The organism is Paenibacillus sp. FSL W7-1287, assembly GCF_038004245.1.
Classification (GTDB): domain Bacteria; phylum Bacillota; class Bacilli; order Paenibacillales; family Paenibacillaceae; genus Pristimantibacillus; species Pristimantibacillus camelliae.
Map to the genome: position 1 here is coordinate 4,306,703 of NZ_JBBORD010000001.1, position 25,074 is coordinate 4,331,776.

General features: G+C 37.5%; 42 protein-coding genes. All 42 read right to left on the reverse strand.

Going from position 1 to position 25,074, the window contains the following annotated elements; translation table 11 throughout:
* The 42 genes from NSQ99_RS19490 to NSQ99_RS19695 all read right to left on the reverse strand — a co-directional run bounded on the left by NSQ99_RS19490 (position 1) and on the right by NSQ99_RS19695 (position 25,002).
* Positions 1 to 537, reverse strand: coding sequence for an SMI1/KNR4 family protein (locus NSQ99_RS19490; RefSeq protein ID WP_340838579.1), 537 nt, complete (start codon positions 535 to 537; stop codon positions 1 to 3).
* The gene (locus tag NSQ99_RS19495) at positions 527 to 1,195 is read right to left on the reverse strand and encodes a hypothetical protein (RefSeq protein ID WP_340838580.1); all 669 of its coding nucleotides are present in this window, start codon (positions 1,193 to 1,195) and stop codon (positions 527 to 529) included. Before NSQ99_RS19495 ends, NSQ99_RS19490 begins: the two co-directional genes overlap by 11 nt.
* A gap of 35 nt (positions 1,196 to 1,230) precedes the next feature.
* Entirely contained in the window at positions 1,231 to 1,506 is a 276-nt protein-coding gene (locus tag NSQ99_RS19500) for a hypothetical protein (protein WP_340838581.1), read from the reverse strand.
* A 46-nt stretch (positions 1,507 to 1,552) separates the two neighbouring features.
* Positions 1,553 to 2,011, reverse strand: a complete 459-nt coding sequence (locus tag NSQ99_RS19505) for a hypothetical protein (RefSeq protein ID WP_340838582.1) — start codon at positions 2,009 to 2,011, stop codon at positions 1,553 to 1,555.
* A 52-nt stretch (positions 2,012 to 2,063) separates the two neighbouring features.
* Entirely contained in the window at positions 2,064 to 2,900 is an 837-nt protein-coding gene (locus tag NSQ99_RS19510; RefSeq protein ID WP_340838839.1) for a YwqG family protein, read from the reverse strand.
* Between the two features lie 14 nt (positions 2,901 to 2,914).
* Complete coding sequence (locus NSQ99_RS19515; protein ID WP_340838583.1) at positions 2,915 to 3,346, reverse strand: NUDIX domain-containing protein; 432 nt, start codon at positions 3,344 to 3,346, stop codon at positions 2,915 to 2,917.
* Positions 3,347 to 3,348: 2 nt separating this feature from the next.
* Positions 3,349 to 3,876 carry a DUF4275 family protein gene (locus tag NSQ99_RS19520; RefSeq protein WP_340838584.1) on the reverse strand — a complete coding sequence of 176 codons (528 nt, stop codon included), beginning with the start codon at positions 3,874 to 3,876 and terminating at the stop codon, positions 3,349 to 3,351.
* Between the two features lie 28 nt (positions 3,877 to 3,904).
* Positions 3,905 to 4,198 (reverse strand): hypothetical protein, encoded by a 294-nt coding sequence (locus tag NSQ99_RS19525; RefSeq protein ID WP_340838585.1) that lies wholly within the window; start codon positions 4,196 to 4,198, stop codon positions 3,905 to 3,907.
* 14 nt (positions 4,199 to 4,212) lie between these two features.
* Positions 4,213 to 4,722: an HXXEE domain-containing protein gene (locus NSQ99_RS19530; RefSeq protein WP_340838586.1), complete on the reverse strand. Its 510-nt coding sequence runs from the start codon at positions 4,720 to 4,722 to the stop codon at positions 4,213 to 4,215.
* A 62-nt stretch (positions 4,723 to 4,784) separates the two neighbouring features.
* Positions 4,785 to 5,375 carry an AAA family ATPase gene (locus NSQ99_RS19535; protein WP_340838588.1) on the reverse strand — a complete coding sequence of 197 codons (591 nt, stop codon included), beginning with the start codon at positions 5,373 to 5,375 and terminating at the stop codon, positions 4,785 to 4,787.
* A gap of 114 nt (positions 5,376 to 5,489) precedes the next feature.
* Entirely contained in the window at positions 5,490 to 6,269 is a 780-nt protein-coding gene (locus tag NSQ99_RS19540) for a class I SAM-dependent methyltransferase (RefSeq protein WP_340838589.1), read from the reverse strand.
* A 426-nt stretch (positions 6,270 to 6,695) separates the two neighbouring features.
* Entirely contained in the window at positions 6,696 to 7,418 is a 723-nt protein-coding gene (locus tag NSQ99_RS19545; RefSeq protein WP_340838591.1) for a hypothetical protein, read from the reverse strand.
* A gap of 1 nt (position 7,419) precedes the next feature.
* The gene (locus NSQ99_RS19550) at positions 7,420 to 8,175 is read right to left on the reverse strand and encodes a class I SAM-dependent methyltransferase (RefSeq protein ID WP_340838592.1); all 756 of its coding nucleotides are present in this window, start codon (positions 8,173 to 8,175) and stop codon (positions 7,420 to 7,422) included.
* A gap of 81 nt (positions 8,176 to 8,256) precedes the next feature.
* Positions 8,257 to 8,481 (reverse strand): DNA-directed RNA polymerase subunit alpha C-terminal domain-containing protein, encoded by a 225-nt coding sequence (locus NSQ99_RS19555; RefSeq protein ID WP_432806925.1) that lies wholly within the window; start codon positions 8,479 to 8,481, stop codon positions 8,257 to 8,259.
* Between the two features lie 35 nt (positions 8,482 to 8,516).
* Positions 8,517 to 8,906 (reverse strand): hypothetical protein, encoded by a 390-nt coding sequence (locus tag NSQ99_RS19560; protein WP_251667212.1) that lies wholly within the window; start codon positions 8,904 to 8,906, stop codon positions 8,517 to 8,519.
* Between the two features lie 40 nt (positions 8,907 to 8,946).
* Positions 8,947 to 9,318 carry a DUF4180 domain-containing protein gene (locus NSQ99_RS19565; RefSeq protein ID WP_340838593.1) on the reverse strand — a complete coding sequence of 124 codons (372 nt, stop codon included), beginning with the start codon at positions 9,316 to 9,318 and terminating at the stop codon, positions 8,947 to 8,949.
* A 25-nt stretch (positions 9,319 to 9,343) separates the two neighbouring features.
* Positions 9,344 to 9,781: an oxidoreductase gene (locus tag NSQ99_RS19570; RefSeq protein ID WP_340838594.1), complete on the reverse strand. Its 438-nt coding sequence runs from the start codon at positions 9,779 to 9,781 to the stop codon at positions 9,344 to 9,346.
* 1 nt (position 9,782) lies between these two features.
* On the reverse strand, positions 9,783 to 10,145 hold the full coding sequence (locus NSQ99_RS19575; protein ID WP_340838595.1) for a n-acetylglutamate synthase: 363 nt from the start codon (positions 10,143 to 10,145) through the stop codon (positions 9,783 to 9,785).
* A 29-nt stretch (positions 10,146 to 10,174) separates the two neighbouring features.
* The gene (locus NSQ99_RS19580; protein ID WP_340838596.1) at positions 10,175 to 10,606 is read right to left on the reverse strand and encodes a hypothetical protein; all 432 of its coding nucleotides are present in this window, start codon (positions 10,604 to 10,606) and stop codon (positions 10,175 to 10,177) included.
* Between the two features lie 26 nt (positions 10,607 to 10,632).
* A complete protein-coding gene (locus tag NSQ99_RS19585) occupies positions 10,633 to 11,169 on the reverse strand; it encodes a hypothetical protein (RefSeq protein ID WP_251667208.1) in 537 nt (178 codons plus the stop codon).
* A gap of 72 nt (positions 11,170 to 11,241) precedes the next feature.
* Positions 11,242 to 11,625: a VOC family protein gene (locus tag NSQ99_RS19590; RefSeq protein WP_340838597.1), complete on the reverse strand. Its 384-nt coding sequence runs from the start codon at positions 11,623 to 11,625 to the stop codon at positions 11,242 to 11,244.
* Between the two features lie 58 nt (positions 11,626 to 11,683).
* Complete coding sequence (locus NSQ99_RS19595) at positions 11,684 to 12,139, reverse strand: GNAT family N-acetyltransferase (protein WP_340838598.1); 456 nt, start codon at positions 12,137 to 12,139, stop codon at positions 11,684 to 11,686.
* Between the two features lie 147 nt (positions 12,140 to 12,286).
* Entirely contained in the window at positions 12,287 to 12,727 is a 441-nt protein-coding gene (aac(6'), locus tag NSQ99_RS19600) for an aminoglycoside 6'-N-acetyltransferase (protein ID WP_340838599.1), read from the reverse strand.
* Positions 12,728 to 12,778: 51 nt separating this feature from the next.
* A complete protein-coding gene (rpiA, locus tag NSQ99_RS19605) occupies positions 12,779 to 13,456 on the reverse strand; it encodes a ribose-5-phosphate isomerase RpiA (protein ID WP_340838600.1) in 678 nt (225 codons plus the stop codon).
* 87 nt (positions 13,457 to 13,543) lie between these two features.
* Positions 13,544 to 13,699: a hypothetical protein gene (locus tag NSQ99_RS19610; RefSeq protein WP_251667204.1), complete on the reverse strand. Its 156-nt coding sequence runs from the start codon at positions 13,697 to 13,699 to the stop codon at positions 13,544 to 13,546.
* Positions 13,699 to 14,100, reverse strand: a complete 402-nt coding sequence (locus NSQ99_RS19615) for a hypothetical protein (protein ID WP_340838601.1) — start codon at positions 14,098 to 14,100, stop codon at positions 13,699 to 13,701. Before NSQ99_RS19615 ends, NSQ99_RS19610 begins: the two co-directional genes overlap by 1 nt.
* Positions 14,101 to 14,179: 79 nt before the next feature.
* Positions 14,180 to 14,650, reverse strand: a complete 471-nt coding sequence (locus tag NSQ99_RS19620; RefSeq protein ID WP_340838602.1) for an NUDIX hydrolase — start codon at positions 14,648 to 14,650, stop codon at positions 14,180 to 14,182.
* Between the two features lie 239 nt (positions 14,651 to 14,889).
* Positions 14,890 to 15,645 (reverse strand): class I SAM-dependent methyltransferase, encoded by a 756-nt coding sequence (locus NSQ99_RS19625; protein WP_340838603.1) that lies wholly within the window; start codon positions 15,643 to 15,645, stop codon positions 14,890 to 14,892.
* A 15-nt stretch (positions 15,646 to 15,660) separates the two neighbouring features.
* On the reverse strand, positions 15,661 to 16,137 hold the full coding sequence (locus NSQ99_RS19630; RefSeq protein ID WP_340838841.1) for an NUDIX domain-containing protein: 477 nt from the start codon (positions 16,135 to 16,137) through the stop codon (positions 15,661 to 15,663).
* 105 nt (positions 16,138 to 16,242) lie between these two features.
* The gene (locus NSQ99_RS19635; protein ID WP_340838605.1) at positions 16,243 to 16,653 is read right to left on the reverse strand and encodes a GNAT family N-acetyltransferase; all 411 of its coding nucleotides are present in this window, start codon (positions 16,651 to 16,653) and stop codon (positions 16,243 to 16,245) included.
* Between the two features lie 41 nt (positions 16,654 to 16,694).
* A complete protein-coding gene (locus NSQ99_RS19640) occupies positions 16,695 to 17,168 on the reverse strand; it encodes a VOC family protein (protein WP_340838606.1) in 474 nt (157 codons plus the stop codon).
* A 31-nt stretch (positions 17,169 to 17,199) separates the two neighbouring features.
* Complete coding sequence (locus tag NSQ99_RS19645; protein ID WP_340838608.1) at positions 17,200 to 17,712, reverse strand: DUF6886 family protein; 513 nt, start codon at positions 17,710 to 17,712, stop codon at positions 17,200 to 17,202.
* A 361-nt stretch (positions 17,713 to 18,073) separates the two neighbouring features.
* A complete protein-coding gene (locus tag NSQ99_RS19650; RefSeq protein ID WP_340838842.1) occupies positions 18,074 to 18,841 on the reverse strand; it encodes a class I SAM-dependent methyltransferase in 768 nt (255 codons plus the stop codon).
* Positions 18,838 to 19,191 carry a hypothetical protein gene (locus NSQ99_RS19655; RefSeq protein ID WP_340838610.1) on the reverse strand — a complete coding sequence of 118 codons (354 nt, stop codon included), beginning with the start codon at positions 19,189 to 19,191 and terminating at the stop codon, positions 18,838 to 18,840. Before NSQ99_RS19655 ends, NSQ99_RS19650 begins: the two co-directional genes overlap by 4 nt.
* A gap of 40 nt (positions 19,192 to 19,231) precedes the next feature.
* Entirely contained in the window at positions 19,232 to 20,089 is an 858-nt protein-coding gene (locus NSQ99_RS19660) for a GNAT family N-acetyltransferase (RefSeq protein WP_340838612.1), read from the reverse strand.
* A gap of 74 nt (positions 20,090 to 20,163) precedes the next feature.
* Positions 20,164 to 21,138, reverse strand: coding sequence for a serine hydrolase domain-containing protein (locus NSQ99_RS19665; protein ID WP_340838613.1), 975 nt, complete (start codon positions 21,136 to 21,138; stop codon positions 20,164 to 20,166).
* Positions 21,139 to 21,185: 47 nt separating this feature from the next.
* On the reverse strand, positions 21,186 to 21,791 hold the full coding sequence (locus NSQ99_RS19670) for a class I SAM-dependent methyltransferase (protein ID WP_340838614.1): 606 nt from the start codon (positions 21,789 to 21,791) through the stop codon (positions 21,186 to 21,188).
* A 339-nt stretch (positions 21,792 to 22,130) separates the two neighbouring features.
* Entirely contained in the window at positions 22,131 to 22,529 is a 399-nt protein-coding gene (locus NSQ99_RS19675; RefSeq protein ID WP_340838616.1) for an HIT family protein, read from the reverse strand.
* Between the two features lie 29 nt (positions 22,530 to 22,558).
* Entirely contained in the window at positions 22,559 to 23,071 is a 513-nt protein-coding gene (locus NSQ99_RS19680; RefSeq protein WP_340838617.1) for an AAA family ATPase, read from the reverse strand.
* Between the two features lie 54 nt (positions 23,072 to 23,125).
* Positions 23,126 to 23,650, reverse strand: coding sequence for a GNAT family N-acetyltransferase (locus NSQ99_RS19685; protein ID WP_340838618.1), 525 nt, complete (start codon positions 23,648 to 23,650; stop codon positions 23,126 to 23,128).
* A 33-nt stretch (positions 23,651 to 23,683) separates the two neighbouring features.
* Positions 23,684 to 24,145, reverse strand: coding sequence for an RNA polymerase subunit sigma (locus tag NSQ99_RS19690; RefSeq protein WP_340838619.1), 462 nt, complete (start codon positions 24,143 to 24,145; stop codon positions 23,684 to 23,686).
* 86 nt (positions 24,146 to 24,231) lie between these two features.
* Positions 24,232 to 25,002, reverse strand: a complete 771-nt coding sequence (locus tag NSQ99_RS19695; RefSeq protein ID WP_340838620.1) for a nucleotidyltransferase domain-containing protein — start codon at positions 25,000 to 25,002, stop codon at positions 24,232 to 24,234.
* Positions 25,003 to 25,074: the final 72 nt, after the last annotated feature.

A 25,074-nucleotide genomic window follows, 5' to 3' on the forward strand; every position in this document is an offset into this window, starting at 1 on the left:
TTATCCAAGACTTAATTCATTACATAAAAAATCATCATCATACAGCTGTCGGATCACTTCTTCTTTATAATTGATGAGGATTTTTATCCATTCAGTAAAATTAGCAAGCACACCATATAATTGATAGTTTTCTCTATTTAAGTAACCAACTCTATACTCCCCTTTGATTAATTGGTCCCCAATAAAACACCATGCATTTCCATTGTGATCTAAAGAGAATGGTACTAGCTCACTCAGTAAAATATCCTTGTTATCGGAAATAGTAACCTTCTGGAATGGAGCAGCAATATTCAATTGTTTATATAAATGTTGAATGGGATAGATCTGATGATTACCGTCTCCTACCGAACTTACCTCTTGAACTCCATATAGATATGCACCATTGCTAAGCTTGCTAACAAATTCTCGGTAAGACACTGGAAGCTCGAAATTTAACTCCCTTTCCGTTCTTTCGATCTGTTCCCTATTTGCCTGTTCATATAATTCGTGTGCTTCGTTTTCTTTATATAACAAGTTAAGTAATTGATCATTCATCATAACGATCACCTTGTTTCTTATTCCGCGTTCTGCGTTTATAGAGCATCCAGGTTTTAATGAGTGATTCGTGAGCTTGATGCGTTGCAACTTTATTCTTATATATAAAATCACTTGCATTAACCTTAATCTTACCTAATGGCTTAACGTAGTTATGACAAATCCATTCGTCGAAGTGCAGTTTTTTCTGATCTGGCTGCACAAAGGTATCTCTAGGTAGAAGATAAATGACTCCTTCCGTCCATGGGTCGTTGTTTTTTGTAGATTCATTGAGTGAATAAAAATGATACTTTTTATTTTTATATACAAGACATCCGTTGCGAAAGCTCCCTACTAATTTACTCCGATCAAACACCGCATAAAATATAGACCACATCGGCTCTGACGATGCAAACACAGCTTTAGTTAATTTATTATTATATAAGGTCTGTTCCCTCGGCTCGAATTCATCTATAGAAGGATGATTGGAGCCATGAAATAAATAATTGTGATGCTGCGACAGATATAATAATAACCGATACTTTGAGATATGGTGGTCAAGGGTTAGCAGCTCACCATTTTTTATCGTTGAATTTATCTTCTCGTATTCCTTAATCTCAGCATCACTAAATATCACTTGTGGCGCATCGTAGAGTAGTGTTCTAAGAACTAGTGAGAGCATCAATATATCTCCCTTCATAGGGCTGTTATAATGAACTACTTACCTAACCGTTTGACATAGAGAAACCACATCCACAAGGACCAAATGATTCCTATGATACTCCATTTAATATAGGTTTCGAATACTGTTCGTCCCCAACCGTCAGTAAAATAATTGGAATAGTCGAGCCCGTATATCCAAACTCTATCAACAAAAAATGCAATAATCGTTGCAACGATACCAAACAATAGAATTCCATAAACAACTATAAATCGAAACAGTCCTTGTTTCTTGATCTTCTTCCATCTCTGCATGCTCTTACTGCTCGTCATTATCGTTATCCATCCTCTCTACTACTTTTAAAGCAATAACAGCTCTTTATAGCCACTTTATAATTCTTCCTCGTACTACGGGGATTCCATGTAGCTCAGCCCATTTCTTTAATTCCTCTATATGCTTTTCTTCATCCTCTTTAAACCTAAAGTGTAAGTCCGTCTGTATCAGCTTTCTTCCAATTCTTTTAATGCCTACGCTCTCTATGAAATACCCCTGTATAATGATCTTTTCAATCTCTGTAACAGCAATATCACTTTGCTTCGTTATAATACGCTCAGGCGTAATGGTGATTTCCCTGCCAAAACGAAGAAGTAAGTATATTTGGGTGATGATGATGACTACAATGAGGGAAATTATCACCCACTTTAATGTATACAATAAGGTAGCTTCTTTACTTGATGCATATAACGTCACCAATGTATGACTAGTCAATATAACGAGAAGTCCGAACATTTGAATATAGTGAGATTGCGGCGCTTTTATTTCATATCTTTTATTCAAGCTGCATAACCCCTTATAACAATATCATCTGAACTTTAAACTCAAAAAACTACTAAGTACACTCCATTACAGCATAAGCATCAGCTACATTCATCTGCTTAAGCTTCTCGATACAGCCGAAAAAGTATATTCTCCCCGTGTCTCCCCACATCGTGCCTACAAGGTTATCAGAATCGATCTGTAATAGCAGATTATGATCGCCATCTACATAGCCTGATTGGATAGCATCATGATTTCCTAAAAATCTATGTATAGGTTCATGCCATTGACTACGATTATGAAATTCATCAATAAAACGATATTGAAAAACAAAGCAGTATTTATCGAACACCTCTCTGTTGTGGTTCCAGCCCATACCTAACCCCTTACTGATCTCATATGTCTCGGAGCCAGGAATAGTCCAATCGACAATGTACTTGACCTTACATGGCTTAAACCAAAACTCCTCATGCTGCTCAAAGGGTGCAGCTGTTCTAGTAAGCGTCTGCTGATCGTCAAAGTAAAATACTTTAGCCGTGTCCTTGCTCCTATAAAACAGCTCACACTTATTCCCATACATCGCATCAGGATGAGCGGTATAGAAAAATGATAATATTCCCTTACTAGGGATATCGTAATGCTGCAAAACCTCTTTACTCAGTGAGGCTAAATTAATTTGGGCGATAAAAGACATCGGGTAGGTTTTCCACCTAGGCCACGTATAATCAGGTGGTAAATCTGGGTTTCCACCTATTTTTGTTTCACCGACCATTATTTCCTCATCCGATGCTTGCATGGTCTCCATTCTAATAGAAGGTGTTATATACTGTTCAAATTCCTTCTCGTACTCTTCTAGACCAGCCTCTCTAAACAAACGTAAAATATGTTCTTTTGTTGCATTCACATTCATCACGATCTCCATTCCTATTCTAGAATATGATAGTTGGCTCGATCTTCTTCCTTAAATATTGCTTTAGAGCTCGTGACCGCATCTCTTAAGCGTTGTGCTGTAAAGCTCGATATAGGCCTAGGTAAAGAATCGATATCAAAAAAACCATATTCATCAATCTCCATATGGTCAACCTGAATATCACCCACATACTTAAAGGCTTTAAACGTATAAATATATCTGTTTCTATGCGGCTGAAAATAAACCCCCGCTAGTTCTATCGCTTCAGCAGCAATATTCGCCTCTTCCTTCAGCTCCCTTTCTGCTGCTTGCCAAGCACTTTCGCCTGGCTCCACCATTCCTCCTGGTATGGACCATACCTTCCTTCCATAGGTTTGATGAACTAGCAATACTCTGTTGAATTGATCAATTAGTATAATGCCTGAAGCATCCTGACTCTTTTCCATCGTTACCCCTCTCCTTCATTCGGTATCATGGATATAGAAGTAAAATACGGCCCGCAATAGGATTCATGCGTATGGACATAGGTCCATGTACAGCTTGTGTCAAAAATATATACATCCTGTTCGCTATCAAAGTCCACAGCGACCACATCCTTAGCATTGCTTAACCGCGTTATAAATGGACGGCCCTCATACATGAGATAGAGTTCATCTTTTCGTATTTCATCAAATGCACTTCTAGCTTCGTCTTTTGTTAGGCTATGCACTTTTTCATAACTAAAGATATGCCACTTAAACTGATCATAATAAATACTTTTTTTAGTCTCTTCACTAAGATGGCTTGAAAACCTATACTCCCATAGCGCTATAATTTTCTCTGCTTCTTCGAATACATCGGTTATTTCTACGCCCTTGCCAAACAAGTTCCAATTAAATTGATACCTTCGCTCAATAAGCACTGCATAATCTAATACGTGCTGCTGTTCTTCCTCTGGCAGGCGATCTAATATTTCTATTATTTTATCTTTAATCACATTCTTTCCTCCTAGCTGCTTTGTCGATTTAAGAATTGTTTCTGTTTCTCTGTTTAATAGTTACAAGTCCGCTGCGTAACCAAAAATAAGCTGCTGCAGCTAGAATTGAACATATAAACCTAAATCCCCAGCCCGTATGAGTGATTGTTCCAAAAGAAACGCTAGATTGTAGGTGATCAACGGATTCATAATTAGCTACAACGTCAGGAACATGATTGTTAGTAAGTAACATTCCCTGCACGATTGGCCAGATGTAAAAAATAGATAGTGTCACTATAGCTACGATAATAGCTTCAATTGTGAAACGCAAACCCCTTTTCATAGTATAAATACCTCCTACCTCACCAACTTCTTTCCAAGCTCATGACCGACTAATACGATTGGTATTATCAATAGTCCAATCGGAATACTTAACAAGATTTCTTCCCATGTTACTAATTCCTTTGCAAGTAAACTATGAAGTACATACAAAGTATACGGAAGGACAAAAATCACTGCACTAACTACCCCTGGTGTATACATTCTTAGATACAGGGATTGACCTACATGAGTGAATACGTGCAGTAAAAAGATAGTGTTCATTGATAGGTAGATCAGATAAACTCCTTTCTCCGCAGCGAGATAAGTAAATGGAATGAAGATAATAAATTCAAGTAAAACAGCAAGTGCAAATTGACCGCTTGTAATAGTAAGCATCTTATCTAATCTACGCTTTATTGAAGTGGGTACCACATTCATCACATGTTGTTTGTTTTTCTTAATCCAAGATTCAACCCATATGATTTCCTCTAAATCATGAAGTAAAAAGATCACAATGAACAACCAGATTAATGTTTGTAATGACATCTCTGGCATACTAGATCACACCCATTCAGTCTAATTTACTTATTATGCTTGCTCTTTTGATACTAGATTCTAATATGTTTTAATTGATTCATCCAACGATCGATTTTCTTCTTTACAGCGCTTCTATGATCTGGCTGTAGCTCAATATTGCAGGCTTCTGCTATTAGCTCGATAATTTGTTCTGTAGTTAAGTTGTCTGTCTGGATATGCTGCTCGAATAATTCCTGGGATAAGCTAGCCATACATCTGTCAATTTGCCTCGCTGGCCATGAATTTTTATGATCTCCTCTGCTCCTTAGACGCTTTAATAACGTTTCGCGGCTTGCTAGAAGAGCGAAGTGCTTAACCTCTACTCCGTTTGACCGCAGCTTAGTGATGATTTCATCAAAATACTTAGGATTAACAATCGTCATAGGAACGATAATTATTCCGTCGTAATCATTGCATATCGTCTGAAGCATGGAGTAGTTCATCTCACGCCATATTGTATGATCCTGAAAATCACCCTTTAATATTGATTTAGGAACATTTTTTCTAATAAAATATCCTACATTCTCCGGGTCGTATACAAATGAATTCGGCAGCCTTCTGCTTAACTCGAAGCAAGTCGTTGTCTTTCCCGCTCCAAAAGCACCGTTAATCCAAATGATCAATAGTATCACATCCTGCTGTATTATTTGTATAACATTAGCTGAATAATAGCGTCCTATCGACTACTTACTGTCTATCAAATTGTTCTCATCTATTTAATTACAATCAATAAAAATTTAGCTTGACTCATTAACATCAACTGCCTTAATGGCTTCATATGTCATCATCTGTCCAGCTATTGTAGGGCTATTCTTGTAGCAATATTCAGCAGAGATTGTAACCTCTTGATAGTCTAACTCTTTAAGCATAAACTCGAACTCATAGCGACCGTACCAGCTTAGTGGTAAACGCTGTAGCTCAGATTTTAACAGCGAACCGTCTTTCCATTTCTCATACTTTAATAAAGACACCATCTTCTGCTCTAGTATGTTACATTCAATACGTTTGTCCTCTAACACAATAACCTCTTGATTGGACGTTTCATACGTTTTCGTAATCGTCATGTCTGTATTAAAGTCACTTGGGATGAAGAGGTCCATAATTAAACTGCCTCCAGGTGACAAGCATGCGTGAAGATGATCAAGTGTTCTCATCGCTTGCTCTCGGCCTTCTATTAATTGAAACGTTCCGCCTGGAATGATAATGGCATCATACTGACCAGTTATATTAAAGTCGTGCATCTCACCTTCAATTAAGTGAGGTGAAAGATTCAATTCTTTGCACCTGCTCCGGCAGGATTCCAGCATCGGTATTGAATGATCCAAACCATCAACTGCAATTCCTGCTTGCAGTAATGGAATCAGGACCCTACCAGACCCACAACCTACTTCAAGAACCTTCCCCTTAACATGTGAAAGTCGTTCTATATAATACTTTACATCGCTAGATGTTGGGTTTATCGGTTTGCTAAGATCATAAACTTCTGTGCAAAGTTCCCCGTATGAGCTGTACATCATGCATTCTCCTTTTTGTTTATAATCAAGCTATTATTTACTTCTTAAAACAAATACTCATATTTCTCTTCTTTCCTTTTTGGGGATAGACCGATTTTATTTATTGTCATCACTCCCTAAGCCTATGAAAACGACCGAGCCTCAGATAGCTTTATCTTAGGCTCGGTCGTCGTTTGCATCAGCACGCTTATTCCATTATTATACATTATTTTTCTATTTGTGACAGTCTTTGCTTATATTCTTAATCAATAATTTAACCTGCACCGAGCAAAATCGTGCCACTCAGCGTCCACATCATAAGGGCAAAGCTAATTCCGCAAACAACTTCAACGCCTTGAAATTCCTAATAGATTAAAGAGGGATGCAATAAACACCATGGCATAGATAGGCATAAATATTAAAGCCGAATACATGATAACAGCTTCCATTTCATTTAACCTCCATTCTCCACGATTTCTGCGAATATACTAGATAAAGCTTATACTCTTCAATCTCATCTCTTAAATCATAGACTTTATCCATGTCTCTGTAATGACCAATTGCAGTTATTGGTATCGCAACTTCATTCCTGCTCTTTTTTATTTTTGATAAATCAATAAACAAACCTTCTTTGGTAAATTCTAAAAGAACCATTGATAGATTTGGGGGAATATCTACAAATGACCTTCTAGTTAGTTTCGTTAATTTAAGCAAAAGTACTTTCCAAAGTAAACATTCATAATCCTCAATATCTGTTACATAGAGTTTATTGAACCATCCATCATCATGTGCATAGTAAGCAAATCTAGCCATTGGTAATCTGTGTAATGGCTCTGCTAAATGTCCGAAATATAGTAACTCTGCGATATGCTGTTTGCTCATATGATCGAGTTCATCTGCTGTTTTCATATCGATCCAGCAAAAGTCCCCGTAGCCATACACGTCATCATTAATTAAATCCTTCAGTTCATTTGAAGTAACATATTCAAATCTTGAATGTAGATTTAGTAATGCATCATCGAACTTATGTTTAAGCAAGATGAGTAATTCTGGTTTCTCACTTATACAGGACATAAATTCATGAAATTCAATACCATAGGAGTAAAAACAATTATGGTTTATTTCGTTCCCACTAATATAAATTAAATCTCTTATGTTGTTGTTTTTATTCACTTCAAACTCCTCTAGAAGCTGTTACTATGTATCTTTTTGAATTCGTTTTTATTCCTTTAGATTGTTGATTATCAGCAATGAATTTTTCAAGAATATCGAAATCTTGCTCTTCAATCCCAAAGGATGGAATGATAGGAGTGTGCTTCAACAAGAAAATCAAGTCTTCAGCTGAGTGGTAATACTCCGTTACATCATATTCATGAACCTCAATATTAATAAACCCAGCCTCTTGAAGTTGATGAACAAACACTTTCTGCTGTGCTCCATCCGCTTCACCATAAGATTGTCCACGGTTAAACGCTTGTTTCAAATTATATTTATCATGCTCGCTGACCTGCTGCGTTATAAACAGACCACTAGGTGCTAATACTCTCGAAACTTCATTGGGATCAAAAGGAGCCTGTCTACAAGACACCATGTCAAACATATGGTCTGGAAACTTTAAATCTGTGCAATCCATTTGAAAGAAACGAAAATTACTATGTTCACTGGCCTTCAAATTTGTATTGGCAGCATGAATCATTTCATATGAACTGTCAATCCCGACCACTAATTGAAATGCTCGACAATGCTCTAATACCTGCTCTCCGCCACCGGTCCCGATATCTAATAACAGCTTTTTCTTAGGAGAATGCTGGGCTGCAAGATGATAAAGGTTAGGCATCTCTCCTGCGACTGTACATTGGACTTTACTAAAATCCCAGCCGTTCTGTTTTCCAACCCTGTCATAAAATGCTTTATAGTTAAAGGTGCTCATTGATCTCTCCCTTGTTACTTACTTTATATCATTAATAGAAATGCCCCTCTTAGATAACTACCATCATAGAAGGGCATCATGCTAGTTTTGTTTAAAGGATAAGCCAGCTTCTTCTAGTGAAGCCCGCATAATCGGTAGGGATGCGGGTCCAATACCATGCAGCTTAAGGATTTCCTTCTCCGTATATTGGGCCAGTTGCTGCAATGTCTCGACGCCTTCGTTGAGCAATGCGTTTCGTGCAGGTGCACTAAGCTTCGCAAGGAATCCACTTGCATCTATCTTCACTTTATTATCTTTCATTGTCATTCCTACCTCTTCAGTCAAAGTTCAATTAAAAACATCTATGTTTTTACAATCGCTATGCTTTTTACTGCTTTGGTTCTTATATAATATTTCACTTCAATTGCACTATCTTTATTAATATCGTGTATTGGTCTTTCATACAGTCTGAGCTTGTGTGACTTACCATAGTCATCTTCAACAACTAATAAGCTATTGGATAGGGTAATTAATTTCCCAACTATCGTTCTGTAATCCCGCTTCATTAAATCCATCCCTGTATTAAATGCAAGATACATTAGAATGGCAAGAGCAATATAGAGTAGAGTCGTCAGACTTATAACTTTGTAGCCCACATCCATTATAATAATAAACGCCACGCCTAATATCAGTTGAATCATTAATGTAATTAATTTTATCGTTAAATGCTTTTCTGTTTTTCGTTCACTCATTGATTAACTCCTTTAATTAATCTAAGCGAAGTATGGCGTTCTAGTTCTTGTGCTTACTTAATTTTTCAACGGCTTGATCTTTATCGGGCAAAAAGAATAGATCCCGTCCATTGTTACTTTCATAGATGAAATCCTTCAGGCTTTTGCTTTGGTAAGTCGAAAAGTCACCCACAATAGCAAGCTTCGTCTCATAATTTATGAATTTTTGAAGGATCTCTCCTGCGATACGTGTACTTAAGTCAAAGAATTGCTCATCTATTGCTGATTTATCGATAATGATCCGATTAGTTCTCGCTTCATAGCCAACCGTTGCAAGAAGGTCTAATGCTGACTGAACATCAGTAATTAATAATTCATCACTCGTCACTAATGCAATGTCTACCCCATTATGATTAATCTTCGTAATTTTCATCGTCATCCTCCTAATTAGCTTACTTTCATTCAGTACGATATGCTTTAAGTATTGCTGCTTTATAATTAGCCCACTCGAAAAAAAATGGACCTATGTTGATGGTAATATTATTCGGCTCTAGCTTAAAGTCTTTCCATATGACATAGTCTTCATGTCTCTCGATAAAAACCGAAATAAAACCGCATTCCTCATCCCCACACCAAGGGCACACAAGTATCGGGTATCTATAGTATAAGCTGGGATGCATTTTGTTTAATACGAAATAATCCTGCATTTGCTTCTGATGCACTTGACTGCCCCACCCTAAAGCTGGAACCATATCATACTTTTTGAGCCATTGGTACAGTGATTGCCCATCGATAATAAAATCAAAAAACTCTGTATTTTTATTACCTTCTTGCGCAGGATCATTGCGATCATATCGACTAGAACGTACTGTAGTTAAGTGATTTATATGCTTCATTCTATTCCTCTTTAACTTCTTCCACTATGGATTGCCCCTTGGATTGGTCTTTACATGTCCATTGCCAAGATTCATATAATCTCATGCGGCCATCGGATAATATTTCAGGGATAGATGTACACTCACCCGTCATTAGCTCCCCTGCTTCATTGATATGATGATATCTCATCTCTAGAGTACCTCTTTCATCTACTACTCCAATTAGATGACCAAGTAAGATGCCACCACCTGAATAATCTGCCCAAACGAAATGATCTTGCTGCTTGTAATGAAATATAGTTTCTCTTGATACTTCACCGTTACTCGTATTTTCTATCGATACAAATGTTTTATTGTTATAATGAATTGCTTGAATAATGAACACCTCATTTAAGCAAAAATTGGACCGAGCCCCTATATGTTTTCATATCTACCTCGCTTAATCTTACGAAAAATAAATACCAGTATTCTTACTACTATAAAGTATGTCAGAGACATTAATCCTCCAAGCACCAACATCCATCTTATACTAACGAGTCGAATAGAATGACTTATTAGCAAGCTAATGGTAAGTAAGCTTATGGCTCCTCCTGCAATGTATAGTAGGGCAGCAAATCTTTCTCGACTTAAACGACTCCATTGTAAACCTTCCATCCAACGATCTACAAACAAGGAATATGGTACAGCGATAACTAAAAATACAAAGGTTATCGGTATAAATAAAACTAACAATTCTACTATAAAACTTGTAGAATCAAGATTTGTCTCTGATTGATTTACCGAGTTATTTCCACTCAAAACCACCACTAAGCTAATGATGAATGAAGTCACTAATGCACTTATCATCCTTATCCATACCATAATAATCCCCTTTACAGCCTTTTACCTGTAATTCTTCGATCCAAGTAGTAGTAAGTCTCTACTATTCTAATTTCACCTGATTTCAAATACTCTAATATCTTTGTTGCTTCTTTCACAATAAATTCTCTTTCCTTAAAAAATCCTTCTAAATCATCTGGTTGCTCTAACCGATGATCGTAATCGTAGCATATTGCAGTAAGTGCAATATCCTTGAAAAAATCAAAACCGTTACAGTAATGTTCATAAATTTGACGGCAGCATTTTACATATGCGTCTTTATTCTCTAGTAACTCTGTAAGTAGAGCGCACATTGTTTCGTGATCATATGTTGGGGTATCAAGTATCAGCTTTACTTGCTCTTTTATGTGATTAATAGCACTCGTTGTCGTATAATCAATCGCTAGTAAACGCTGATATTCATTCATTCCGATGTAATCTTCCAGTAGCTCTTTATTAGTTGTTATCCAACTCTCAAATTCCCTTGGACCAACATCATCGTTCATAACGCCATGTAAGAAGTCATCTATGTGTCCATTATAATAATACATACGGATATAACCTCCACTTCCCCAGGCACACTCACATTACTATAACTACAGCGTCTACAGCATAAATATGAATTAAAGCCAGCCTGACCACACATCAAATCGATGTCCATTGAGATCATAGAATCTAAAACATTTTCGATTGCCGTCATACATTTTAATATCTGATACCTTTACTCCTCTTTCCTTCAAGGTTTCATAGGTTTCTTCGATATTAGGCGATTTGTATGTAAGGATATACATTTCGAAATCTTCGCCTTCCCAGTGGTCCGTATTATAAGTTAACTTTACATCTTCTTTATTATTGACGTTCACTAGCATGATGTCTGGCCCGTATCCAAGCTCAAAGCAATGTCCATTCCAATCAAACCCAAGCTTCTCTTGATACCACTTTATTGTTTCCTCTTGATCCAACACAGGTAAATAAACACAATCTATATAACCAACGATATTGGCCATTTCGCCGACCTCCATAGCTTTTATTATTTCTTAATAGGAAAGTGAACATTGAGCATTTTTATAAATGATTCTCCATCACCTCGAGGGCTTTTTCGAATCCATGTCTTTCATAAAAATCAACACTTGTCTCACTTGGCCATACCATTAGAAACGTTAACTGATTCTGCTGCGCCCAGCGATTAAGTTCCTCCATGATTCCACTTCCGAACCCTTGTGAACGGTATTCTGGTATGGTGTACACATTCGTGACGTACCCGTATGGCGATCGCTGTCTCCCTGGCCTAGGTATCGTTTCAATAATTTGCAGGAAAACATGTGCTATGATCCTACCTTCTATCTCTGCAACCCAAACCATCCACTGTTTTGAAGCGAATATATTTTCAAAAAACTCCCTGCATTCTTGTGAAAATGCCCCGTATACACCGGGATCTACTGCCTTGTATTCAGCAGTAAAATCATATCTAAGCTTAATTAGCTGATCGATATCATTCCTATTGCTAGCGCGAATAATCAATCGTACACCTCCATGAAAAAAGCCCACCATCGATAACTAATCTTAGGTGAGCGTCTGCGTTGGTGAGCTTAGGCTTGCTCTATACTCTTCGATGAATGATATATTACTAGCTCTGTGCTTGTTCTACCGTAGTTACTATTAGTTAGCTTATTTAATAGCTTTAATGAAGGCTACGATTTTTGCCGCTTCTTTAAAACCTATACTTTTATGAAATTGTTGGCTTCCAACGTTATGCAGCTCTGTATCTGAGGCTATTTCTGTACAGCCTAACGATTTTGACCAAATCTCTCCTGCTTCAACGAGCATTTTAGAGATGCCTTTGTTTCTGTAGTTTTCATCTACATAGATTCCTTCAATATATCCAACAGGACTTGAACTCGAGCCTTCGACATAGTCATATCTGAGCGACATATGTATAAACCCGACATAGCGACCTTCAGTGATCGCTAGATAAACAACGTCTTTCTTGGAATCTAACTGTTTCTCAAATTCAGCCCTGAGCTCACTCCATATGTTCTCTGGCCACAGCTTTATCGCTAAGCTGGTTACTTCATCGAGATTTTTCTTATTTGCCTTCTCAATGATCATAATGAACACATCCCTCTATGAAATTAGGGAAACCTTGCAAATCAACATAATTTAGCTTCTTTTCTGAATTTCCTTTACTTCACCATTTTTATATCCGACAATTACCTTCTTCGTCATATCAATAAATAACCCATTATCGACAACCCCCGGTATAAGGTTAATGCTATGATGAAGATTTTCTGGATTTTCTATTTTGGCAAACTTACAGTCAACGATATAATTGCCGTTATCTGTTACGAAAGCTTCGTTGTTCAACTTTCGTAAATCAGGTTCACATCCTAATTGTTGAAGCTTTCTTATCGTTATTTCGTAACCGAATTTTACGATCTCTATGGGTAGCGGAAACTTACCGAGATGCTTTACTACCTTACTCTCATCGACCACAACGATAAACTCTTTCGTTGCTGCAGCCACAATCTTCTCTCGCAATAGCGCTCCTCCGCCACCCTTGATCAGATTAAAGCGATCGTCAACTTCATCAGCACCATCTATTGTGATATCAATTTCGCTAATCTCTGAAAAAGAAATCATTGGAATTCTAAGCTTTTCCGCTAGCTCTTCAGATTGTTTAGATGTAGCAATCGCTCTAATATTAAGACCTTCTTGTATTTTGGAGCCTAGCTTTTGTATTGCCCAATAGGCGGTTGAGCCAGTACCTAAACCTACAATCATATCGTTCTGTATGTAATCAACAGCTCTTTCAGCAGCAATTCTTTTTGCTTCCATCATGTCCTCCCAAGGATATATACGAATCTCCCTTTACGTCTAATGACGTCCCACTTTTCCCATTCTAGATCATCTATATTTTTCATAGTTCTATTCCTTTTGATCTAATAAACGATCTATCTTTTCTTCAATTCTTGCTTTTCTCTTTTTTGAATTGATCAACAATACGATCAGCAAAGCAATACTACCTATTACAATTGCTGCGGCGATTAGTGTAATAATTGTACTAGACCAGACGATATCCATTAGTAGCTCACCTCTTTACCTTTTATAGCGATTTTTAATACCGCATCAACAAGCCATAAGACTGTAGCCGCGGTAATGATCGAATACACAAAAATATTGCCGTACTTGAGAACCACCATGATTCCACCAGGTTCGTCGAAAGAAAGCAGAAGAACAATAATTCCCGCTGGAAATAGATGTAATGCTAAACCTATTGATAGGCGTAAAATACTATGCTTCACCCTCATCACTATGAACTCTGCTAGAATAGAACAAGGCATTCCTATTATTAGACAACCAATTGCGCTGTACATAAAATAGACTAAAAAAGGAGCATATCCATGGACAAACACGAGTATGATCGATAATATTACCGCTGTAATCATGCTAGAGATAAACTTTCTCAATATCCCAATTTTCATGAGTTTTGCCCCCTATCTCGTGCAATCTTGTTGCTTTGTTACGTATATTATGGTCTCTAATACGTAACGCACCCGATATTTATCTTGTTCGATAATGTTTAATCTCGCTTAACTTGCTATCATTTTCTTCTGTTAGGATTGTCATTAAGCCTTCTGGGACCAATTTCCTTTTATCATCTTTATTGATGGTAGCAAGGTCTATCCAGATGGCATTAAATGACTCTTCCCCCTCAGTTCCAATTATCTGTTTTCTAGTGTAGAAGCTTTCATCTATAAAGCCAGCTTCATAGATGAAATTAATATCATGTCCTATACTTGTTCCATAAGGATAAATATTTTCAATGACCGATACTAATATGGGCTCACTAATTTCAGCACTTATCTCTTCTCGTACTTCACGTATTACTGTACTCTTGCTATCTTCTCCGTATTCAATGGTGCCACCTACAGGCCTGTAATAGGTTACATCTAATACTTCATCATACTGTTCAACAAGTAAATATTGATTTTCACTTTTTACTAGACATAGTGCAACAGCTCTGTACTTCATTGGATTGTTCTCCTCTCATAAAAGCTTCATATGTTCTGCCAGATGTTCCACCATTAATGACAGACCCCCACCTTAGATAGTTTTTATCATTTAGGTGGGGGTCTGTGTTGGCGAGCTTGCTTGTTTTTTTATATACGATCAATCACTATTAATGCCTATACAATTATCTGATACTCCTCCCTATTGTACCATTATATTCCATACTTAAAAAGATCTTGCTTATGTTCTCTAGAAGAACTTTATATTTCTCCGAAATATAGCTCTGTCTCATACTGTAAGGCAACTTTACCGTTTTCCTCATATTGTTCGAATAACCTTTCTAACTCTTGCACCATAAGTCTGTAGTTAGGATGATCAGGCATAGGAGTATAGGAAGAGGACAAAACTCGTCCGAGCAGCCCCTCATACTCCAACAACTGCTGTAACTTAAAAACGGATTTAACCATAGTATTTTCTTTATAGAATGAACGCAATTCATCTTCTGTAATGTTCTTATGATTGACCTCGGCGTAATCGATGCCGTAGTTATGCAATAAGCGTTCTACCCCTTCTAGAAACGGCGTACCCGTCGTTTGACGTGTGTTCCAGATTAAAATAACCTTACCGCCTTCTCTTAGAATCCTCTTAAATTCTACCTTTGTTACATTACGATCGAACCAGTGGAAGGCTTGTGCACATACGATAAAGTCCACGGAATGATTATCCAAGCCTGTCTTTTCTGCTGATCCCGCTACAGCACAAAAGTTTGGTTCATTGCCAAGTAATTGTTTGGAAGCTGCTCTCATTTCCTCATCAGGTTCTACTGCAATAATAGGAGTACCTCTTTCGATGAGTAACTTCGATAACTTCCCCGTACCAGCTCCAATATCAGCTACGGTCGAATTCCTATTGATGTGGACAATATCATATAAGTAATCTATCGCTTCACTTGGATATGTTGGACGATACTTCACATAATCATTGACCTTGTTTGAGAATGACTGCTTGATGCTCACCACTAGACCTCCTTTTCATTTAGAGTTACGTTCAAAATGTGCTCGTTCATCTTGTTGAGATCTAAATATGTATGTTGGGTAGTTATTTTCTATTGGAGGTATATTATTTTCAGAGAAATACTGCAGTTCTTTCATTTCCTCGTTATCACTGTTTAAATTTCCACCCTTAATGCTACATTCGAACACAATTGTTAAATATTCAACTTTGTGGCCATTTTTATAAATAAAACGATGATCTCTTCCTCCGTAAATCCCAATAATTCGCTCTGGTTCTATAACAAGTCCTGTCTCTTCAAAAGCTTCTCTTACCATTGCTTCTGCGGGCGTCTCTCCAATTTCAATAGCTCCAGCAATTAACCCCCAATTAGATTCATTATGTTTTCTACCGAATAAAATCTCTTTTTCTGCATTCCTTATAATTCCTGCTACAGCTGGCATAAATATTAGTTCGTCACCAATAAGTTCTCTGAGGTCTTTATAATAATCAGACATTCCCACAGATAACACCTCCATGTAACTTATTATTAGGGAGGGATTACATACTTGTTATAACTCCCCATGAATTACTGCTTCGGATTGTCCGTACAATAAGTGGATTCATTTGGGTCTTTTAGCCATAAATCTTTCCGCATTTCTTTCAAATCCATATTGTTCATATAACCCGTGTGCATCGGCGGTTCCTAAATATCCAGATAAACCTCTTAATTCTTCACAGCCAATGATTGTTTTTACTAGCTTTTTCCCTATTCCTTTTCCCCTATGCCTTTCGTCAATGATCACATCACATAACCAATACATCGTAGACCAATCTGTAATTACCCGCGCAAAGCCTATCTGCTCACCTGATTGATATACCCCAAAACACAATGAATGTTCTATTGAGTTAACTATCCTCTCTTTACTTCTATGACTAGCCCAATATGATCCTGATAGTAAATCATATATTACATCATAATTTAACAGATTTTTATCGGAGCTAATCATATATTCTTCAGTTATAACTTCCATAAACGAAACCACCTTATACTTAATTTAATGAGATTATCTTTTTATGGTTGCCAAACCTCCCAGACGTTACCGTCAGGGTCAGCGAAAGTTATGTTGGGTCCACTTGTCATCCGTTCGCTTATAATATGGACTCCGTTATCCTTGAAACGATTAATAAGCTCCTCTATCCGTGGAGTGATAAAGCACGCCATTGCATGCGGTTTGTCACTGTCGTCCATTGACCAGGTAAAGCGAAGTCGCCCACCCTCTTCATCTGATTGGTGAAGGAACAATGCAGGCACTACTTGCCTTAAACCGGGTATAGGCATATCTCCATTGCGATTGCGATTAGGAATATTTAGTATAGCCGTGACCATCCCTGGCTCCACTCGTTCTTTGTCTGAAGGCTGGTATCCTAAATTCTCCTGATACCACTTAATAGACTTGTAAACATCGCTTACCGGAACATAGATACAAGTTACACCGGTAATGTCCTCTAGTCTTTCTCCCACTTTAGCTTCCTCATTTTCACCCATTGTTTTTCCTCCTCTTCTTTATATCACTGCATCACTGCTTAGCATTTCTAAATCTAATGATGGAATAATCATCGATTGATGACGATAAAATCGACTCCTTAATTGGGTAAAGGTTTGGTGTGAATCTTAGCTCAACTTTCCGTTTTACGATCTCTAGTAGTAGGTTTTCTATCGGCTCTATCCTCAGCGGTTCAACCGATACTGTTGAGATATAGTAGCCAGCAATGCCATCTTCCATCTCAAAGCTTTCTTTTGGAAATGTGTATCTAAACAGCTTAGTATTGCTTATTTGCTCCAACCAGTCATTCTCGACAGCTATAATTGTGTCAGCATGACTATCCCTGAAAAAATGCAACTCATCCTCCTTGCTCATACGTTCAGACCTTCTAAATATTACTCTTGGACAATCCCTTGGGAATAAATAATTGACGGAATGCTCCTCATCTATCGCCCAAACGACAGGTGGCAAATGTTCATGATGCAAGTTTTTACGAGGGTGAAATATTTTTATATCTGATTCCTCACTAAAATGATATAGGAACATGATGAGCATCCTCTCCTTGTTTTTATGCCTGATCTAGCCGATCTAGCCTATTTGGCGCACGTTTCCATCAAATTATGCATGAACGACAAACGCCCCCCTTGGATAGCTCTGATCTTAGGTGGGCGTCTCGACTTGTGAGCTTGCTTATTATGATGATGGCACTTCGATTGCAAGCATTTCTTTATGAACTTCAATAATATGCTCCAACTGGTTAAATCTTGCTCTAAGCGTCACATTATTGGGATCTTCCGCTAATTGAGAATGGATCTGAAGAAATTGCGGTACTTCCCAAACACTTCGTATTTGGATGCATTTATTAATTGCTCTTCCTCTCGAACTTATTGACACTTTCTTCAGTAGGTTAAAGCTTTCTTGCCTTAATAACGAAGGTAACCGGATACATCCTCGCTCTTTTTGCAAGACGATCATTTTCATCGCGAAGCGGCATCAATTCATCGTCCGTTTCCTCAATCATTTGTTCAATGACAAACCCTGCCTTCGCTAACGCATTTACATAGGTTGATAGCTTGCGGTCAGATAAGGTTAATGCTCCTTCACAAAAGTCAGGAGATACGGAATACCAGGAATCGTCGAAATAACTTTTGTTAAATACAAAACGATCACTTTCTTCAACAACACATTTGTGTATAGGATGAGACCAACTGAAAATAAATACACCATCTCTTTTTAGATAAGAAGCAACCCGAGAAAAAGTACCTTCTAGGTCGGTTGTCCAGCCTAGGGCATAAATTGAGTATACAAAGTCGAAATAATCGACAGGTAGGCCACACTCTTCTTCCATAGGCGTACAGATTAATTTTGCAGAAAGTCCACAGTCAGTCAAATGCTGATTTGCCTTTTCAATTTGTTTTTCTGATATATCTATTCCCCATAGTTCGGCTGCTTTACGCTCTCCGTGATACTGCAAGGAGTGTCCGTTTCCACACCCAATCTCTAACATGTTTTTCCCTGCGACATCCCCAAAAAGCTGATGTTTGTCTTCTGAGATATATGCTCCATAGAGTGGAAGCACGATTGCTCCTAACACGTCATTGCCTTTTGTATTCCAATAATTGCTGTTAGTTTTATGAATCTTATATTTATTCAAGTCGGTGAACTCCTCTCCTATTCAGTCATGTGCCAGAGAACACCTGCAGTATCGATAAGATGGATAGCACGTTTCCCATATGGCTGAATCTGAGGGGGCTTCACTCTAATATCGTATTTGTTCACTAACTCGGAGTCTTGAATATGCTGCCACCATGCATCCAAGTCCTGAACGCATAGTTCAACCATGTAATTATGTTGTAATTCTGTGTTTTGATAGTTCTGCAAATGAAATTCTATATCATCGAATTTGAAGATTGTAAGCTCATCACTGTAATAAACCTTTTCAAAACCAAGGTCGATATAAAATTGTACGGCACGAGGGTAGTCCGTGCCAGACGGAATAAAGGGACGTAATTTCATGGCCTTCATACGACTCAGCTCCTTTGATATATTTTTTCATAGTTCAGCGTTATCTTTTGCTCATATTTGCGAATCGCGGTCCAGGTTGAAATCCTACTTTTCGGTAAAGATTCTCTGCTTGATTCCCCACAGTTACACAGAGTTTAACAACGGGTGTGTAATCAAATGCAGTCGCAATAATATGTCGGAGCATAAATTCAGCGATTCCTTTATTTCTATACTGGGGTAAAACACATACTTCGCCTATTTCTGCAAAGCCTAATGGCATGTTCTCACTAATACCAGCAATACAAAGTGCTACGATTTCCTGGTTCATTTCATTAACGATATATATAGATAGATTTCTATGTTTATAAACTTCCATTAAATATTTATTGTCCTTTATTACTTGATCCTCATTAGGAACACCATAGATCTCATGATCAATTCCTCCAGCATAACCACTTATTATAACTTTTGATAATTCATTGACATGAACCGCTTCATTCAACGCATACATTGAAAATCCATCCGGAAGATCTACTTTATTGTTTATATCAGCTGGACGACACATAACCTGCCGTACTACATTCACCTTAAAGCCTGACGAAAGCAATATGTTAACATCATCGTGCAGCATCCCATTAATATGCTTTATCTCCTTACAACACTTTAATAGAATGTCCCAAAACTTGAATCTGTCTGAAAAAGGAGGAATGATAAATGGATATATTACTGTATCGCTGTTGATAATTGCTCCGCCTATTTTCACATCTTCATGCATAATCCAATAGCAATGATCAGTAAACTTGGTATCGTTCAAGCGAGTATTCCAATCAAACCACATTTCAATATCTGTACCCGAGTATATAACCTGATACACCGCAAATAAATCCATATCTGCTTTCTCTAAAGAGTACTCCACCATAAAGCTCACCTCACATCATTTTTGAAAGTACCCTTTACGATCACTTGCACGTCGTTAGACTATTGATCCGTAGATCATCGAAGAATCATTTGTGAAACTTGAACAGCAATACCGCTAATATCCTGCGAATAGTTATTTAAGGCAATAACACACACTTGTTCTTCAGGAAATCTACAAATAAATGAGCTAAACCCATGAATTCCTCCTGTATGAAACAGCACTTTCATATTTCCAAAATACTGCACCATCCAGCCGTATGCATAACTTTCGATTTTAGGAGTGAAGAAATCCGCTCTTATCTTCTCACCCAACAAATTGTCACAATATAGTGCTCGATCCCATTTATATAAATCTTCTATTGTAGAATAAAGTCCTCCCGCTCCTTGCGGAATACTCATATTGATGTAGGGCGCATTATTAAGTATCTCATCTTTATAATAGTAGCCAGTAGCACGATTGATAATTATTTCTGATTCATTGTCATATCCAGTATCGTTCATTCCAAGAACATTAAATATATTATTTTGGAGATATACCTCATAGCTCAATCCAGATACTTGTTCAATAATATACGTTAATAGAACATAATTTGAATTTGAGTATTCGTATTTCTCGCCAGGATTAAAGCTTGTTGGTTGGTGCTGAAAGCTATCAATGGTTTCTTTAATTGTCATTGAGCTTTTGTACCATTCCATAATATCGCTTCGATTCGAAAAGTTATAGATCCCCGAAGAGTGCGAAAGTAGTTGATGAATGGTGATCTCTTTCCCGCTAGGATATTCCGGTATAAAACGATCTAACGTATCATTTACGGTTAGGTAATTATTCTCGACTAGTTGTAAGATGGATAAAGCAGTGAACTGCTTAGTCAGGGACCCGATTCTGAATTTTGTTGATGTTGTATTTCGAACATTAAGTTCTGCATTAGCTAATCCGTAGGAGCCAGTATAAATGATACCTTCACGATTAGCAGCCAAAAAGCTTCCTTTGAAATTGGCTTGTTCAAGAACTGTTGAAATTTGATCTTTTATTTTATTCGTCGATATCATATATGCCCCCTATTTTTCTAGTTTTGTTTCATGCAGCAATCCACCACTCACTTTCTTAACACTATGCCTTGAAAATCTAACTTCATCCCATCCAGTGAAACGGTTCTAAACTCTTGAAGCGTGAATACTTGGGAGACTGTCTCTTTCATTGCTATCTCATCATAAAAGGAAAAGAAACGCTGTGGCTGGTATGGATCATCCTCCCAAATTCCTTCGCTATTGTATCCGCCATAAACACCCATATAAAAAACACCACCAGGCTTCAGCACGCGTCTTATTTCTCTAAGCACATTTAATAAATCTGCCTTAGGAATGTGAAGCAATGAATTTAACGCCCATATACCATCAAAAGCATCGTCCTCAAAGCTCAGACGATACATATCCATTTCGATAGCTTTTAGTCCCTTTTGGATACATGCATCAACCATGTTCGGACTTAGGTCAACACAGGTAACGTCAAAGCCATGATCCGCCATATACCTTCCATGTTGACCAGTACCTGCCCCCAAGTCTAAAATAGTCGTTTGTTCTCTCTTATCTAGGAGTGAAAGAAAATGATCACGCTCTAGTAATTTCCACGACACCACATCAGGTTTGTCTCTTAATTTTGCATTTTGATTGTAGCTGCTTCTAAGGGTTTCTTTGACATTCATGTTAACTAGCTCCTCCCTTTAATTCTGATTCCAAGTGCTTCTCGCATTCTCATTAGTTGTGATTCATAGAACCTAGTAACTTATAACTATTGAATACATTGCAGATCTGCTTTTACTCATATATCCGCCTCATTCTATATATACTTAACGATACTAATAATAGTTTAATAGCTCTTTATCAATTTCATTGATATATCCTATGTCCGTTTCGCCATCCCAAAAAGTAATACTGCTCGCTTCATTATTCACTATAAATGGTCTTGGGTTATCTATATCTGCAACGAATGTGTAATCGGGAAATCCAAATTGAGCGGGAAATTAACACAGAATTTCACTCCTCTAAAAACATTGAATAAGTTTATTCTTTACTTCGTTCAGTGATATGGATTGTTCTATGTTAGGCTCTGTCCATCCAAATCCATCTTCTAGGTATCGCGGAAATACATGCATATGATAATGATTAAGATCATTAAATATTCCGTTATTTTGAATGACGGTGATACCATCTGGTTTATATCGTTTCGTTAATGCTTGAGAAATTTTAATAGAAGCGTTCATGATTGCCTGACTAGGCTCATTATTTAATTGACGTAAATCTTCAATATGCTTTTTAGGCAGAATCAAAGTATGTCCTTCTTGTATAGGATCAATATCAAGAATACAAGTTATCCATTCATCTTCGTAAATTACATAGGCTTCAACTTCTTTGTTCGCCAACTGACATCCTATACACTTCATATGAACCCTTTCCTTCCACTCTCTCCACTCTAAATATTGAGCAGCTTTAAAATTTCCATATTGCTTTTAACAATATGTCGCTTTTCTGCAAATCGTGAGGTTGCTTCCATAACTTCATAGATATTTTTTCTTTCAAAATCACGATTCCAGCGGAACATGACTAATAAGTTCTTTATGTCCTGCGTATAGTTACGCTCTTCCATTCCCAATCTTGTTTTAATAAATCTCGTTAATGTTCTCCTATTTCGAATAAACAGACTAGGTTTTATAATGAAAATATAGTCTGCCTCTGCGAAGCTACTATGTACCCACTCTTGATGTACACCTTCAACGATCCACGAATCTTGTAGGATTATATTTTGAAGAAGTTCATCTCTGATACTTTTAGGATATTTAATATGATTATTGGGATCACTTCGATCCCACACTAGATTATCTGTTTGGTAATGTTCGATTCCTAGTTCCTTAGAAAGTCTTTTAGCTATGTATGTTTTCCCGCTTCCGCAACCACCAATGATGTGGATCCGCATAATTCTTACCACCTCTTGAACTATTGCTTTCCATTTCATCAATCCTAAGACATCAACTAATTTTCATTATGCTTTCAACCAGTATCTTTTAATGACATTTCCATCCTCTTCAACGTAGTCCGAGTCTGGTATTCCTCCATTTTTTACAATAGCTTTTTCCGAGCCTATATTATTCGCATCACATACAACTAGCACGTCATCTATGCCGAGTTTTTTAGCCTCTATAAGGGCTAACTCCAATATTTTAGTAGCGTTTCCCTTGCGTCTTTCTGACGGCCTAATGCCATAACCTATATGTCCACCCGCATTAAACAAAAATTCGGTTAACTGGTGTCGGATGTTTACAACACCTAGTATGCTGCGATTGGTATTGATCAACCAAAAGGTAGAGCACGGTACCCATCCATCAGGCAAACCTTTGCCAATCTCATGGTCAGAAAGCCAGTTCAGCATTGTTGGAAAATCGCTTGGATCCTTGCTTATTACCCAAGGAATCATCACTTCCCCTGAGTCTTTCCATTCTTGATAATAAGATAAATACTCATCTTTAAGCTCCGCTTGCGGCTTTACCAAGATTAAATGATTATTCATATAACTCATCCCTTTTTGATATAGTCCAACTTTCTATTGAATTGGCATGAACGATACCTTCCATATCCCATTCTCATCTTGAATCATTCCAAAATAAGACTTCTCACCCTTCTCAGCCTCATACTCTATATACCCTTCATAATCACTCGTTTGCACAAACCTTCCATCTTCAATATTGTTGTAAATATCTTTAATTTTCTCTTTCGTTCCTCGATGCTCTACCGGTATTTGCTGATCCTCCTCTTTTGTCCATGCTACATACCCTTCTCTTTGCGTATACAATTCATATGTGACATCATAGCTAGATTCATATAGGGATAATACATAGAGCTTTGCAATAGTTAGCGGATCGACACCATGCAATAAAGATACATCTGAATCCTGTTTCAGACTTTCGTATATTCTCGTTTCATCCTTACTTAATTCGAATAGTGTGCTAGACTTCGACTCGGGAGAAACACAACCTACAGTCATTAACATTAATGAAATAACCATGATAGCCGATAAATATCTCACTTTACACCGCCCTACGTTTTATTGAGATGACTAACCGAATAATAACGCACCCACAAGGCTTACGCTTACAGAAGGCTCAACTCACTTCTTATTCTCCAACCATCTATATCGAAACCGCCGAATGTATGAAGCACGTGCTCTGTTAGCTCTGTAAATATTCTAATTTTTTCATCCTGATTTTCTGCCGTCATTGCATTTATAAAACGTTGAGAAAAGTACATATCGGGAAACGGTTCCTTCATATACTTTTTTAGATAGTTAGGATCAGTGAAATAACGGGATAACTGGTAGTATGGAATCTCCTCGATACATAGCAATGAAGAGTAGACGCAATACAGCCTTTGTAGTGAATGATAAAATACTACGTTAAAATCGCTTCTGCCTTCTTCGTAACAATCTAATAAGTTATCAAGTGTATCCCACAATTCGTACTTTTTTAATTCGGCTATTGGCGCTTTTACTGGTTCATACTGCTTTTCCTTCCAAACATGTGCCTCTTCTATTAGTTCTTTTACCGCTCCAACTTTATCCTGAATAACTTTACCTGTCATAAATTGAACCATCGACATGGTTCTGCGGTCATTAAAGTCTTCTACGTAGTAGCTTCTAATCTGCTTAGGTGGATTTACAAAGTATTCGATCAAGAACCCATTCACGACCTGATTGCCACGTTCTCTCCAGTCGCATTCATCCTGTATAATAATATGTACATCAATATCTGAGCGTTTCGAAGGATTTCCCGTGATATAGCTGCCACATACGACTATCCCAATAACCTCTTTTCTTTGCCTCCAATTAACAAGAAATTGATCTAATGCTGTTTCCCAAGACTTCATTCATCCACCGCCTTTAATCTAATTCTGAGTAGCTTCATCTACCCCGTATGCATATAGACGGACGCCCACCTC